Source organism: Nocardioides sp. zg-1230, from assembly GCF_013155335.1.
Taxonomy (GTDB): Bacteria; Actinomycetota; Actinomycetes; order Propionibacteriales; family Nocardioidaceae; genus Nocardioides.
The window spans coordinates 111,392-124,982 of sequence record NZ_JABJQZ010000006.1 but is presented as its reverse complement, the minus strand read 5'-3'; the positions used below and the strand labels follow the sequence as shown (position 1 = coordinate 124,982).

General features: G+C 71.1%; 13 protein-coding genes. 5 read left to right on the top strand and 8 right to left on the bottom strand.

Going from position 1 to position 13,591, the window contains the following annotated elements; genetic code table 11:
• Positions 1 to 97: 97 nt before the first annotated feature.
• Positions 98 to 1,243, bottom strand: a complete 1,146-nt coding sequence (locus HOO61_RS23815; protein ID WP_216659117.1) for an MSCRAMM family adhesin SdrC — start codon at positions 1,241 to 1,243, stop codon at positions 98 to 100.
• Positions 1,244 to 1,452: 209 nt separating this feature from the next.
• Positions 1,453 to 2,568: a crosslink repair DNA glycosylase YcaQ family protein gene (locus tag HOO61_RS18825; protein ID WP_172261288.1), complete on the bottom strand. Its 1,116-nt coding sequence runs from the start codon at positions 2,566 to 2,568 to the stop codon at positions 1,453 to 1,455.
• Positions 2,569 to 2,703: 135 nt separating this feature from the next.
• Here HOO61_RS18825 and HOO61_RS18820 point away from each other — a divergent pair, with 135 nt between their 5' ends.
• Positions 2,704 to 2,850: a hypothetical protein gene (locus HOO61_RS18820; RefSeq protein ID WP_172261286.1), complete on the top strand. Its 147-nt coding sequence runs from the start codon at positions 2,704 to 2,706 to the stop codon at positions 2,848 to 2,850.
• A 10-nt stretch (positions 2,851 to 2,860) separates the two neighbouring features.
• On the opposite strand, the gene HOO61_RS18815 is transcribed toward HOO61_RS18820, so the two are convergent.
• The gene (locus HOO61_RS18815) at positions 2,861 to 4,672 is read right to left on the bottom strand and encodes an alkaline phosphatase D family protein (protein WP_172261284.1); all 1,812 of its coding nucleotides are present in this window, start codon (positions 4,670 to 4,672) and stop codon (positions 2,861 to 2,863) included.
• Positions 4,669 to 5,685, bottom strand: a complete 1,017-nt coding sequence (locus tag HOO61_RS18810; protein WP_172261282.1) for a zinc-dependent alcohol dehydrogenase family protein — start codon at positions 5,683 to 5,685, stop codon at positions 4,669 to 4,671. The genes HOO61_RS18815 and HOO61_RS18810 overlap by 4 nt, the downstream gene beginning before the upstream one ends.
• Positions 5,686 to 5,779: 94 nt before the next feature.
• Between HOO61_RS18810 and HOO61_RS18805 the strand changes: the two genes are divergently transcribed.
• The gene (locus tag HOO61_RS18805) at positions 5,780 to 7,303 is read left to right on the top strand and encodes a UDP-N-acetylglucosamine 1-carboxyvinyltransferase (protein ID WP_172261280.1); all 1,524 of its coding nucleotides are present in this window, start codon (positions 5,780 to 5,782) and stop codon (positions 7,301 to 7,303) included.
• Between the two features lie 20 nt (positions 7,304 to 7,323).
• Here the strand turns inward: HOO61_RS18805 and HOO61_RS18800 are convergent, their stop codons facing one another.
• Positions 7,324 to 7,575 (bottom strand): zf-TFIIB domain-containing protein, encoded by a 252-nt coding sequence (locus HOO61_RS18800; RefSeq protein WP_301539098.1) that lies wholly within the window; start codon positions 7,573 to 7,575, stop codon positions 7,324 to 7,326.
• 44 nt (positions 7,576 to 7,619) lie between these two features.
• On the opposite strand from HOO61_RS18800, the gene HOO61_RS18795 reads away from it, so the two are divergent.
• From HOO61_RS18795 to HOO61_RS18785, 3 genes are all read left to right on the top strand, one after another.
• A complete protein-coding gene (locus HOO61_RS18795) occupies positions 7,620 to 8,432 on the top strand; it encodes a glycerophosphodiester phosphodiesterase (protein ID WP_172261276.1) in 813 nt (270 codons plus the stop codon).
• Positions 8,429 to 9,781 carry an MFS transporter gene (locus tag HOO61_RS18790; protein WP_172261274.1) on the top strand — a complete coding sequence of 451 codons (1,353 nt, stop codon included), beginning with the start codon at positions 8,429 to 8,431 and terminating at the stop codon, positions 9,779 to 9,781. Before HOO61_RS18795 ends, HOO61_RS18790 begins: the two co-directional genes overlap by 4 nt.
• A gap of 156 nt (positions 9,782 to 9,937) precedes the next feature.
• Complete coding sequence (locus HOO61_RS18785) at positions 9,938 to 10,432, top strand: RNA polymerase-binding protein RbpA (RefSeq protein WP_367650253.1); 495 nt, start codon at positions 9,938 to 9,940, stop codon at positions 10,430 to 10,432.
• A gap of 33 nt (positions 10,433 to 10,465) precedes the next feature.
• Here the strand turns inward: HOO61_RS18785 and HOO61_RS18780 are convergent, their stop codons facing one another.
• From HOO61_RS18780 to lnt, 3 genes are read right to left on the bottom strand one after another with little or no spacing between them, the layout of a single operon-like run.
• A complete protein-coding gene (locus tag HOO61_RS18780) occupies positions 10,466 to 11,029 on the bottom strand; it encodes an FxsA family protein (RefSeq protein WP_172261272.1) in 564 nt (187 codons plus the stop codon).
• On the bottom strand, positions 11,026 to 11,760 hold the full coding sequence (locus tag HOO61_RS18775; protein WP_172261305.1) for a polyprenol monophosphomannose synthase: 735 nt from the start codon (positions 11,758 to 11,760) through the stop codon (positions 11,026 to 11,028). The genes HOO61_RS18780 and HOO61_RS18775 overlap by 4 nt, the downstream gene beginning before the upstream one ends.
• Positions 11,761 to 11,786: 26 nt before the next feature.
• Complete coding sequence (lnt, locus tag HOO61_RS18770; RefSeq protein ID WP_172261271.1) at positions 11,787 to 13,361, bottom strand: apolipoprotein N-acyltransferase; 1,575 nt, start codon at positions 13,359 to 13,361, stop codon at positions 11,787 to 11,789.
• Between the last annotated feature and the right edge of the window lie 230 nt (positions 13,362 to 13,591).

The following is a 13,591-nucleotide window of genomic DNA, read 5'->3' as shown; positions in this document are numbered from 1 at the left end:
CCCACCCCGCGCCGCGGGGGGGGGGGGGGGGGCCCCCCAGATGCACCCCCCCCACCGCACTGTCGTCAGTCGCGACTGCGAGTGCAACGGCGGTCGATCAGCCGCGGACCTTCTTCGTCCGGCGCGTCTTCACGGTGAGGTCGGCGAGCTGCGGTGCGGAGGCGACCACCCGGACGGAGATCCGCGTGCCGCGGAGCTTCTTGGTCACCGTGAGGCGGTTCTTCGTGGCGCCCTTGATGCGCTTGCCGTTGGCGAGCCACTGGATCTTCCGGGAGACCTTGGTCGGGTTCCAGGTGCCCCGGGTCACCCGGAGGACCTGGGCGACGCGGGCGAGGCCCCTGATCCGAGGCCGCTTGACCATGACCACCTTCGCGGTCGTCGTGGTGGGCGCGGTCGTCGCGACCGGGGTCGGCACCGCCTGCTGCGTGGGTGCGGCCGTCGCGCTCGGCGTCGGCTCGACCGTGGGCGTCACGGTGGGCTCCGGGGTGGGCTCCGGGGTGGGCTCGGGGCTCGGCTCCGGGCTCGGCTCCGGCAGCGGCGTCGCGAGCTGGACGTTGAGGCCGGTGCTCGACCCGGCGTTCTGGACGGTCAGGACGTCGGCGTCGACGAGGGTGGACTTGTCGTTCCAGTACTCCGTGACCCCGGTGGCGGGGTCATGGAAGCCGAGCTTGTACGTGCCACCGGGCAGGAGCCCGAGGTCGTAGTGACCGCCCGCGACGGTCAGGAGGGTGGTGAACGGGACCCAGGCGCCGCTCTGCTCGACGTACGCCGTGACCTCCGCGCCCTCGATACCGTCGCCCGTGCTGCCGGTGACCACACCGGTCAGCTGAGCCGCGCCGCCCAGGACGACCTCCGCCATGTCGAACTTCCCGCTGTCCAGCGCGACGACCTCGGCGTCGGCGGGCACGAAGGCGTTGTTGTAGTACTCGGTGGCGTAACGGCCGGCCGGGTCGTCGAAGCGCACCCGGTAGTTGCCGTCAGGGAGCTTGCCGACGTTGTAGCTGCCGTCCACTCCGGTCGTGGCGCTGTCGATCGCGACCCACTGGGTGGTGCCTTCGACAGCCCTCTCGGCCAGTGCAGTGACGTTGATCCCGGAGAGCCCGCCGCCCCCTGCTGCGGTGACGACGCCGTGGATCCTGATCGGCGGTCCGGCCTCGGCCGGTCCCGCGAGCACGCTGGTGGACGTGACTCCGAGGGTCACGGCGAGCAGGGTCCCCACGACCCGCTTGTTGCCTGTGCGCATGTTGATGCCCCTTGTGCTGGTGGGCATCGCCCCTCGATGCCCTGCATGCGCAACGTAGGTCTGTCAAATCGGCGCCTACCCCACTTTGGGTACGTCGTTGCTCCTCCGTGGCCGGACGGTGGTCGACCAGAGGAGCAACCGGCGGGGTCCCGTTGCTCCCGGGAAGGCGTTGTTACCGGCGTCGAGCGGTCGGTGGCACGCGCGCCCGGTCAGGGACGCGCGACCTCGAGGCCCAGCCACTCCCCCAGTGCGTCGAGCTCGGCGTGCACCCGTCGGCGGCGAGCAGCGGACCAGTCGCCGTCCTCGTGCACGGCGTCGACGATCAGCACGCCCGCCTCGCGGTCGGCCGTCGCGTCGACCTTCCCGACCAGCTCGTCGCCGTCGAGCACCGGCATCGCCCAGTAGCCCCACTGCCGCTTCGCCGCGGGCTTGTACATCTCGAGCTGGTAGTCGAAGGCGAACAGGTCCTCCATCCGCTTGCGGTCGAACACGAGCCGGTCCAGCGGGGACAGGATGGCGGCGCGGCCCTCGAAGTCGTCGAGGTCCTGCAGCCGGTCTGGGTCCATCCGCCACGTCCCGCGTACGCCGTCGACGCGGGCGGCCACACCGGTGCCGCGGACGTCGTACCGCTCGTCCCAGGCCTCGAGCGCCCGCGGGCGGGCGATGCCGAGCGCCCGCAGCCGCCGCGCGGCGAGGGCGTGGTGGGCCTCCTCGGCGGGCACCGCGGGGTCGCCGGGGTGGACGCGCTCGGCGAGGTCCCACCGACGCTCGCGGCCCTCGCGCGAGGCGACCGCGACCTCGCCGCGCGCCTCCAGGCACTCGAGCAGCTTCATCACGTTCTTGTCGTTGGTCCACCCCGTCGATCGCCACGGCACCTCGCAGGTGTCCGGCAGGTCACGGGCCGCAGTCGGCCCCTCCGCCCGCAGCAGCGCGAGGATGTCGCGGCGACAGCCGTCGTTGGCGGCCACCCAGTCGGCGAGGTCCTCCTGCCACTCCTTCAGCGGCGGCTCACCGGGCCACGCGTCCATGTCGGCCCGGTGCAGCGCGACGTCCTCGCTCGGCAGCAACATGGCCCGCAGCTCGACGAGAGCGCCGTCGCCCACGAGCTCCTCGAGGTCCTCGGGCTCGTAGGTGCCCCCGAGGCGGCTCCACAGGGCGAGGTCGGCGTGCTGGGCCACGACCCGGGTGAGGTCGACCTGGAGGAAGCCGAGGTGCCGCACCACGTCCAGCGCGTCGGTGGGTCGCGGCGCGGCGAGCAGCTGGGCGCGTACGGCGATGCGGCGCGCCTGCCGCGCCGACAGGTCGAGGCTCGCGGCGGCTGCCATGCCGCGATCCTAGGACCGCGGAACGGTGTGTCGGGGCCACACCGGCATGGCCCGAACGGGTCATTCCTGCCCCAGATCGGTCATTCCCCGGCGGTTCGCGCACGAGCGGCGCCATCCGGTGCGACCGTGGACGGCATGTGGGACACCGTCGAGACCAGCTCGGTCCACCTCTCTCACGACCTGCCGTGCAGCGAGTGCGGCCACGGTCGTCACACCTACCTGCCGTGCTCCGACACGTGCAGCTGCACCCACGGGCGCGACCGCGTGCTCAGCAACGCCTGAGAGCTCGCCGTCAGCGCTCGCGGACCGAGTCGTCCTGCACCCGCCGCGTGACCCTGCGGCGCACCTTGGACACGAAGCGCTCGCGCGGGGGCGGGTTGCCGTCCACGTCGAGTGCGTAGGACTCCACCTTCGCCAGCTTCGGCCGGTCGTGGTCGTCGACCACCTCGCCGGTGACCCACCACATGCGCAGGCTCGGTCCGGCCAGCTGGAGGAAGGCGAGGTTGTTGTCGAACCACGGCCCTTCGGCGTAGGTCCACGTGAGCGGCGCATCGGGCACCCGCGCCGACTTCGACGCCAGACGGCCCATCGGGCCGGCGACGCCGTAGGAGAGCACGGCCGTCGCGAAGCGCATGTTGCGCGAGAGCGGGTTGCGCATCGGTGAGCAGACGGCCTGCAGGATCGTCGAGCGCAGCGCCGGACGGCCGTGGGGCGGGTGTGCCTCGCTCACGTAGCTGTGGTGCACGTCGCCGGAGAGGAACGTGACGGTCGACGGCGCTCGGCCCCGCTCCCCCGCAGCAACCTCCATCACCTGACGCGCGACCTCCTGGAAGCTGTTCTGGAACGCGCCCCAGTGCTCGAGATCCACCAGCTGGCGGAGCTTCTCCCCCATCCGGCCACCGCGCTCGCCCCACGCCCCCTGCGCCAGCGCCTCGCTGAACGCCTCGAGGTGGTGGAGCCCGCGGGCGAGCAGGAACGGCAGGGACGTGCCGACCAGCAGGTGGTCGACGTCGCCGCGCAGCTGCTCGTCGAGCCAGGCCGCCTCGTCGTCGTCGAGCATCGCCCGGTCGTCCGGGTCGAGCTTGCGGGCCGCGCGCGAGTCGACCACCACCAGGCGGGCCTGCGTGTCGAAGTCGCGGGTGTAGCTCCAGCGGTAGGTCTGCGGCTGCTGGTCGACCCGGGCTGCGAACTCGTCGAGGAACGGACCGAGGTCCTGCTCGGCATCGCCGCGGTGCGCCCGCACCGTCGCGTACACCTCGTCCTTCTCACGCTCGGCGGGCGACATGTTGCCCAGGTGCTGGTAGACCCAGTAGGACGCCAGGCCGGCGACGATGCGTCCGTGCCACCACGAGGTGGCCTCCATCTCGCGACGCCAGTCCATCGAGGTGTTCCAGTCGTCGCGGATGTCGTGGTCGTCGAAGATCATCGCGCTCGGCACGGTCGAGAGCAGCCACCGGTTCGCGGGATCGGACCACGCGAGCTTGTAGAGGTGCGCGTACTCCTCGTAGTCCCGGAGCTCGGTCCACGGCGGCTGGTCGATGTCGCGGCGCGACTCGATGAACTCGCGCATCGCGTCGGTGGTCTCGTCGGCGTAGACCTGGTCGCCCAGGAAGAGCATCAGGTCGGGAAGCCGGTCCGGGTCGAGGTCGGCGTCGTCGGGGTCGGCGGGCTCGACCTGCCCGGCGACCCGCAGTGCCCACGCGCGGAGGGCGTCGACGCCGTGGATCCTGTTGCCCTTCTCGTCGTGGGAGACCGACGTACGGCACGAGCCGAACGCCAGGTGCAGCGGGCGACCCGCCTCGAGGGTGGCGATGACAGGGTCGGGGAACGGCGATCCTGCCGGCGGCCACACCCGGTCGCCGTCGATCGCGACGGTGTAGGGCTCGGTGGTGCCGGGATCGAGCCCGTCGAGCTCGACGAGGGCGTAGTGGTGGTCGTGGACCACGAACGTCGACGCGCTCGCGCTCGCGTCCCCTCGGGTGACCGTGACGCGACAGGGAGCGTCCGTCTCGACCCAGACGGCCGCCGAGGTCTCGTCGACGTAGCGGAGCAGCGGACCGAGCAGCAGCTTGTCCTCGGGCGACGTGTCCTCGGTCGACGTCATGGGCGGAGGAGCACCTTGATGGCGCGACGCTCGTCCATGGCCCGGTAGCCCTCGGGCGACTCGGCCATCGGCAGCGTCAGGTCGAAGACCTTCCCCGGGTCGATCGCACCCGAGAGCACCCGGTCGAGCAGGTCGGGCAGGTAGCGCCGCACCGGGGCCATGCCACCGGCGAGGCCGACGTTCTTCTGGAACATCCGGCGCACCGGCAGCTCGACGCCGTGCGGCACGCCCACGAAGCCGACGGTCGAGCCCGGGCGTGCGACCGTGAATGCCGTCTTCATCGCGCCGTCCGTGCCGACGCACTCGAGGACGGCGTCGGCGCCGATCCCGTCGGTGAGGTCAGCGATGCGCGCCTCGCCCTCCTTGCCCCGCTCGGCGACGACGTCGGTCGCGCCGAAGGCCCGGGCGATCTCCTGGCGGGGCTCGTGACGCGACATGGCGATGACGCGCTCGGCGCCCATCTCGGACGCGGCCAGCACGCCGCTGAGGCCGACGGCACCGTCGCCGACGACCACGACGGTGTGCCCGGGCCGGACGCCCGCCGCGACCGCCGCGTGCCAGCCGGTGGCCATCACGTCGGTGAGCGCGAGCAGCGACGGGATCAGTCCCTCGTCGGGCATCCCGTCGGTCGCGACGAGGCTGCCGTCGGCCTGCGTGACCCGGGCGTACTCCCCCTGCCCGCTCTGGGTGATGCCGAGGTTGACGCACGCCGACTGCATGCCGGCGCGGCAGTGGGCGCACGTGTTGTCGCAGTGGCAGAACGGCACGATGACGAAGTCGCCGACCTTGGTGGTGGAGACCTCCGAGCCGACCTCCTCCACGACGCCGACGCACTCGTGGCCGATGGTCGAGCCGGCGTCGACGTCGTTCTCCCCGCGGTAGGGCCAGAGGTCCGAGCCGCAGATGCAGCCGGCGACCACCTTCACGATCGCGTCGGTGGGCAGCTCGATCCGCGGGTCGGGCACGTTCTCGAAGCGGATGTCACCGGGCGCATGGATGGTCGTGGCACGCATGGGGCGATCCTGCCACGCACCTACGCAGCCGATGTCGGGACGACTCGGGAGCGTCGATCTGGCGCTATCTCATATCTGAGATACCGTACTCGGCATGGCTGACTACAAGGGTCGCATCGGCAACCTCATCCGCGACGCCCGCAAGCACCGCGGGCTCACCCAGCACCAGCTGGCCGAGCTGCTCGGCACGAGCCAGAGCGCCATCAACCGCATCGAGAAGGGCCACCAGAACCTCTCCCTCGAGATGCTCGCCCGCATCGGCGCAGCTCTCGACTCCGAGATCGTCGCCCTGGGTGCCGGCCCCACGCACCTGCGCGTCGACGGTCCCACCACGCTGTCCGGCTCGATCGACGTCAAGACCTCGAAGAACGCCGGAGTCGCGCTGCTGTGCGCCTCGCTGCTCAACAAGGGGCGTACGACGCTGCGCAAGGTCGCGCGCATCGAGGAGGTCAACCGCCTGCTCGAGGTGCTCAACTCCCTCGGCGTGGCCACCCGCTGGGTCGGCGACGACAACGACCTGGAGATCATCCCGCCCGCCGACCTCAACCTCGCCGCGATCGACGAGGCGGCAGCGCGGCGTACGCGCTCGGTGATCATGTTCCTCGGCCCCCTGCTGCACCGCTACGACGAGTTCGACCTCCCCTACGCCGGTGGCTGCAACCTCGGTGAGCGCACGGTCGAGCCGCACATGTCGGCGCTGCGTCCCTTTGGCCTCGAGGTGAAGGCGAGCGAGGGCAGCTACCACGCCAGCGTCAACCGCACCATCGAGCCCTCCCGGCCGATCGTGCTCACCGAGCGCGGCGACACGGTCACCGAGAACGCCCTGATGGCCGCGGCGCTGCACCCGGGCACCACCGTGATCCGCAACGCCTCGTCCAACTACATGGTCCAGGACCTGTGCTTCTACCTCCGGCGCCTCGGCGTGGAGGTCGAGGGCATCGGCACCACCACGCTCAAGGTGACGGGCCGGTCGTCGATCAACGTCGACGTCGACTACGCCCCCGCCGAGGACCCGATCGAGGCGATGTCGCTGCTGGCGGCCGCCATCGTCACCAAGTCGTCCATCACCATCCGCCGCGTGCCGATCGAGTTCCTCGAGATCGAGCTCGCCACGCTGGAGGAGATGGGCTTCCGCTACGACCGCTCCCCCGAGTACGCCGCCCTCAACGGCGAGACCCGGCTGGTCGACATCACCACGCACCCGTCCGAGCTGCGGGCGCCGCTGGACAAGATCCACCCGATGCCGTTCCCCGGCCTCAACATCGACAACCTGCCGTTCTTCGCCGTCATCGCGGCCGTCGCCGAGGGGCAGACGCTGCTCCACGACTGGGTCTACGAGAACCGGGCGATCTACCTCACCGAGCTCAACAAGCTCGGCGCCCAGGTCAAGCTGCTCGACCCGCACCGCGTGCTGATCGAGGGTCCGACGCACTTCTCCGGCGCGGAGATCGTCTGCCCGCCGGCGCTGCGCCCCGCCGTCGTGCTGCTGATCGCGATGCTCGCCTCGAAGGGCCGCAGCGTGCTGCGCTCGACGTACGTCATCCACCGCGGTTACGAGGACCTCGCCGAGCGGCTCAACGAGCTCGGCGCCAACATCGAGACCTTCCGCGACATCTAGCCCTTGTCGGCGAGGGGCGCTCAGCCGAAGAGGGTCTCCACCCACGCGCGCGACACCTTGCCGACGGAGGGCGGCGCGGTCATGTCGGCGGTGATCCGCGGCAGGGGCGCGGTGTGCTGGCCGGCGTTGCGGTGCCAGTCGTTCTCGGCCTCGACCAGCATGCCCAGGTCAGCGCGCGCGAGGAACACCCCGTGCCCCTCGGGGCACGAGCTCACCGTCGCCTCGCCGTGGGTCCGTTGATCCATCTCCACACCGCAACGGGGACACGTCATGCTCTCCATCCCCCGACGGTACCGCCGACGTCCATACTTCTGCCGTGAAGACACCCCATCGGTCCGTACCGGCCTACCTCGACGGCGGGCGGCCCCTCGCCTTCGCCCACCGCGGCGGTGCGTACCACCCCGACATCGAGGGGCTCGAGAACACCCTTGCGGCGTTCACCCACGCCGTCGAGCTCGGCTACACGTACCTCGAGACCGACGTCCACGTCACCAGCGACGGCGTGCTGCTGGCCTTCCACGACACCGTCCTCGACCGGGTGACCGACCGGACCGGCAGCATCGCCGAGTCGACGTACGCCGAGGTGCAGGAGGCCCTGATCGGCGGGCGCGAGCGGGTGCCGACCCTCGCCGACCTCTTCGACTCCTTCCCGCAGGCACGGTTCAACATCGACCTCAAGTCCGAGGGCGCGGTCGAGGCGCTCGCCCGCTTCATCGAGGAGCGCGCGGCGTGGGACCGGGTGCTGGTCGGCTCGTTCTCCGGGCGCCGGATGAACGCGTTCCGCCGGCGTACGCAGGGCCGCGTGGCCACCTCGGCCCACCCGCTGGAGGTGCTGGCGTACCGCGTGGTCGGCAGCTCCCGGCTCGCCCGGTGGCTCACCCGCGGGCGGCCGGTGGCGCTGCAGGTGCCTCATCGACGGGGCCGCGTCCTCGTGGTCTCGCGCGGGCTCGTACGACGGGCCCAGGCGGCCGGCGTCCAGGTGCACGTCTGGACGATCGACGACCCAATTGAGATGAACGCCCTCCTCGACCGTGGTGTCGACGGCATCATGACCGATCGCACGGACATACTCAGGGACGTGCTCCGCGCCCGCGGACAGTGGAACGGCCCCGTGGAGGATGAGGGATGACCGAGGTGGGTGGCATCGCCAACCTGACACCATTGGCGCAGGCCAAGGAGCAGCGGGCCTGGTACTTCTACGACTGGGCCAACAGTGCGTTCGCCACGACGGTGTCCGGCGTCCTGTTCGGCCCCTACCTCATCGCCATCGCCGAGGAGGCCGCGGTCGACGACCGGGTCTCCGTCCTCGGCCTGTCGATCGCCCCGGGGGCCCTGCCGGCCTACGTCATCACGTTCTCGACGCTGATCTCCGCGCTGGTGCTACCGCTCCTCGGTGCCGTCGCGGACCGCACGGCGCGCAAGAAGGACCTCCTGGCCGGCTTCGCCTGGACCGGCGCGTTCTTCGCGTCCCTGCTCTTCTTCATGACCGGCGACAACTGGCAGCTCGGCGCGGTGACGTTCATCCTCGCCAACCTCTGCTTCGCCGCGTCGGCGGTGGTCAACGACTCGATCCTGCCGATCATCTCGTCGGAGACCGACCGCGACCGCGTGTCCTCGCGAGGCTGGGCCTACGGCTACGCCGGCGGTGGACTGCTGCTGGCCCTCAACTTCGTGCTGGTGAGCTTCCACGACACCTTCGGCCTCACCGAGGGCATGGCGGTGCGGATCTCTCTGCTGTCCGCCGCCGTGTGGTGGGCCGCCTTCACGTTCATCCCCTTCCGTGGGCTGAAGAACCACCCGCCGGCCGACGTCGAGCAGGTCGAGGGCGGGGTGCTCCAGCGCAGCTTCGGGCAGCTGTGGATCACGCTCAAGGAGCTGCGCAACTACCCTGTGGCGCTGACCTTCCTCCTCGCCTACCTCTTCTTCAACGACGGCATCCAGACCGTCATCAGCCAGGCGTCGGTGTACGGCGTCGAGGAGCTCGGCTTCCCGCAGGGCACCATGCTGGGGGTCTACCTCCTGGTCCAGTTCGTGGCGGTCGGCGGGGCGCTGCTCTTCGGCCGCATCGCGGCGCGGCGCGGGGCGAAGAACACGATCCTCGGGGGTCTGGTGATCTGGATGGGCATCGTCACCGCGGGCCTGGTCATCCCCGAGAAGTCGCTGGTCCCCCTGCTGGTGCTCGGCGTCGCCATCGGCCTGGTGCTGGGCGGCACGCAAGCCCTGGCGCGGTCCTACTTCTCGCTGCTGATCCCGCGCGGCAAGGAGGCTGAGTTCTTCAGCTTCTACCACGCCATGGAGCGCGGGACCTCGTGGTTCGGCACGCTCGTCTTCGGCCTCGTCTACACCTTCACCGACTCCTACCGGCCGGCCATCTTCGCGCTCATCATCTTCTTCGTCGTCGGCGGGCTGCTCCTGTGGCGCGTGGACACCGAGCGGGGCATCCGCGACGCCGGCAACGACGTACCTGCCGTGATCTGAGCGCTTCTGGCCCCGGGGTGCGGACGTCGGGCGGGACGGTCCACAACGGGGTCCACCCCTGAGGGTGAAGTTCGTCGCGCCTGAGCGTGGCCGTCGACACGTGGAATCCGCGGAATTGTGCCGTGCCCGCTACCGTTGAAGATCGTAGAAGTTCCGGTGCAGTCGGGCCGCGCCGTCACGAGCGGCGTCACGAACCACGATCTGGCTCGTTGCACTGGAGAACCCGAACACAACACAACGGGTGTCAGCAACCCAATGGAGGTGGGCACGGTGGCGGAGCGCACATTACGTGGCGCACGGCTCGGCGGCCAGAGTTTCGAGGATGAGCGCGGCATCGAGTTCGCAGCTCGCCAGCAGGTCGGTTACCGGTGCAAGCAGGGGCATGACTTCGAGGTGACGATGTCGGTCGAGGCCGACATCCCAGCGGTCTGGGAGTGCCCGCGCTGCGGCGCCGAGGCGCTGAGCACCTCCGGCATCCTTCCCGAGGAGAAGGTCGAGAAGCCGGCTCGCACGCACTGGGACATGCTCCTGGAGCGTCGCTCGGAGAAGGAGCTCGAGGACATCCTCAAGGAGCGGCTCGAGCTGCTGCGCGGCGGCGAGATCGGCCCCGCGCACCTGCACCGCGCCAACAAGAAGAAGCGCGTCAGCTGACTGGCTGACCACCCCGGTCGAGCCGGTCGAGGCTCACTCGACGACATCGCCCCGGACCACCGGGCCCCCGGGCCCCGGTCCGGGGCGTTCGTCGTCTCCGGGGGTGGAGGGCGAACCGAAACCCGGGCCGAACCCCGTACCGAATCCGGGGCCGAATCCGGGGCCCCCGCCGAAGGTCGGGGCGACCACGAGCCGGCGCTCGACCACCGTGGTCAACAGCCGCCGTGCGACCGGGCGGGTGAAGGGCAGGATCAGCAGGATCCCCGCGATGTCGAGGACGAAGCCGGGGCTCAGCATCAGGGTGCCGCCGATGAGGATCAGGGCACCGTCGGCGATCTCCCGGGCCGGCATGCGCCCCTGCTGCAGTGCCGTGCGCAGGGCTGACCAGGCCCGGCCGCCCTCGCGCTTGATGAGCCACGCGCCGAGCAGGCTGTCGAGCACGAGCAGCAGGATCGTCCACCACGGCCCCACGAGCTGGCCGACCTGGAGGATGGCCCAGATCTCGACGAGCGGCACCACGACGAACGCGGCGGCGAGGGCGGGACGCACCCACCGGCGTCGCCGGCGCGGTCCTGCAGGCGGGGTCGGCGTCGTCATGCCCGGCTCCTGCTCCTGCCCCTGCTCCTGTGGAGCTGCTCCCGTCGCTCGGAGAGCCCCCAGCGGGTGATCTTCCGCAGTGACTCGCTCGCGACCTGGCCGCTCATCTTGGAGTCACCGCGCTCGCGCTCGATGAACTCGATCGGGACCTCCGTCAGCCGGAGCCCGCGGCTGACGGTGCGGTAGGCGAGGTCGGTCTGGAACACGTATCCAGTAGACCTCACCGAGCCAAGGTCGATGGCCTCGAGCGTCGTACGTCGGAACAGGCGGTAGCCGGCGGTGGCGTCCTTGACCCGGATGCCGAGCAGCAGGCGGACGTAGAGGTTGCCGCCGCGCGAGAGCAGGAGCCGCTGGAGGGGCCAGTTGACGACCGACCCGCCCGGGACGTAGCGCGAGCCGATGACGAGGTCGGCCGTGTGCAGCGCGTCGAGGAGACGATGGAGCTGCTCGGGCTGGTGCGAGCCGTCGGCGTCCATCTCGCCGATCACGTCGTAGCCTGCACGGAGCGCGACGTCGAAGCCGTGGAGGTAGGCGGCGCCCAGCCCCGCCTTCTCGGTGCGGTGCACGACGCTGACGGCCGGGTCGGCGGCGGCCAGCTTGTCGGCGATGTCGCCGGTGCCGTCGGGGCTGTTGTCGTCGACGACCAGCACGTCGACGCCGGGTTGGGCCTCGCGCAGCCGCCCGACGATCCACTCGAGGTTGTCCGCCTCGTCGTAGGTCGGGATGACCATGACGCACCTGCCGAGTCCGTCGACACTCACGCGGGCGTACCTCGCTCCAGGGGTCTCGGTCGCTCCACGGCCTGCCCGGGCCCGGAGCGCTGATGGCCGTCGCGGTCGCGCTGCCGGCGACGACGATAGGTGATGAGCACGACCGCCGTGTGCACGACGAGGAAGATCAGCGCGAGTCGTCCGGGCCAGACGCCGAGGCGTACGGCCAGGGTCTGGGTGGTGCTGAGCCCGACCGCCTCCACGAGCACCTCCTGCCCGCGCGCCGGGACCGACGCGACCACCGTGCCGTCGGGGCGTACGACGCCCGAGATGCCGTTGATGGCGGCCACCACGACCCACCGGCCGGTCTCCTGGGCCCGGAGCCGGCTGATCTCGAACTGCTGGGCGAGCTGTCCGGTGCGGCTGAACATCGCGTTGCTCGTCTGCACCGTGACCAGCTCCGCGCCGCGTGCCACCTGGCCGGCGATGCCCTCGTCGTAGGCCACGTCGAAGCAGATCGCGTCGGCCACGCGCAGGTCGCCGACCCGGATCGGCTCGAGGCTGGTGCCGCGGACCATGTCGCGTGGCACCTCGGTGAGCCTGCCGTAGGTCGACGGCATCCAGCTGCTGCCGCGGAACGGGATGTACTCGCCGTAGGGCACCGGGTGCCGCTTCGTGTAGCGGTCTCCGCTGCCGAGACCCGGCTGGTAGACGATCCCCTGGTTGAGGACCTGGGCGTCGTCGAGCGGGTTGCTGTTGGTGCCGCCGACCAGGATCGGTACGCCGATCGCGTCGGAGGCCGCGACGATGCCGGCGTTGATCTCCGTGTCGAGGAACGGGTCGACGGCCGTCGAGTTCTCCGGCCACACCACGAAGTCGGGCCGCGGCTGCTCCCCCGCGGCCACCGCCTCGGCGAGCTCCTCGGTCAGCCGCACGTGGTTGGCCGTCACCTCGCGGTGCACGGCCGGCACGTTGAGCCCGGTGCCGGGCACGTCCCCCTGCACCGCCGCGACGGTGGCGGTGCCGCTGCGCTCGAGCGGGAACGGCACCAGCGTCGGCGCCAGGGTGACGACCGCGAGCCCCGCCACCGCGGCGTACGTCGCACGTGACGGCGAGCGCAGCTCGACCAGCAGCCACGCGAGCGTCGTACCCGTGAGCGCCACGAGGAAGCTGACCCCGGTCATGCTGATCCACGGCACGGCGTCGGCCCAGGGCGTGTCGGCGGTCGCGAACACCAGTCGGCCGAACGGCATGCCGCTGAACGGGAAGCCGCTGCGCAACGTCTCGATCCCGACCCACCACAGCGCGGCGAGGACGGGCCACGCTCGCGAGCGCATGCTCCACGACAGCCCGATGCCGAGCGGGACGAAGAACGCCGCCTCCATCGCGCACATCGCGAGCCACGCGTCGGTGCCGACCGAGCGCATCCAGACCATCACGGTGAAGATGAAGGCCACTCCGAAGACGAGGCTCGGCAGCCACGCGCGTCGCGGCTCGAGGCCTCGCACGGAGAGCACCAGGGCCGCGATCGCGGGCGGCATCACCCAGGAGTGGCCGACCGGCTCGAAGGCGGCTGCCAGCACGAGCCCGCCGACGAGGGCGAGGAGGCAGCGCAGTGACACGCACAGACCGTAGCCGACCGCGCGGAACGTCGGATTGAGCGCCTGCAGCGGTGCGGGAGGAACCGGGGGGCTTCGGACCAACGCGCACCCGTCTGGCTGACGAGCACGCGAAGTTGTCTACGGCCCCGGGGTCCCTCCCGCATCCAGCCCCCGCGGGGCACCCGCGACCGGTCGACGGGCGGTGGGCACCGCTGGCCTTGCGTGCCCCACGCTCGTCTCCGCTCTGTCGA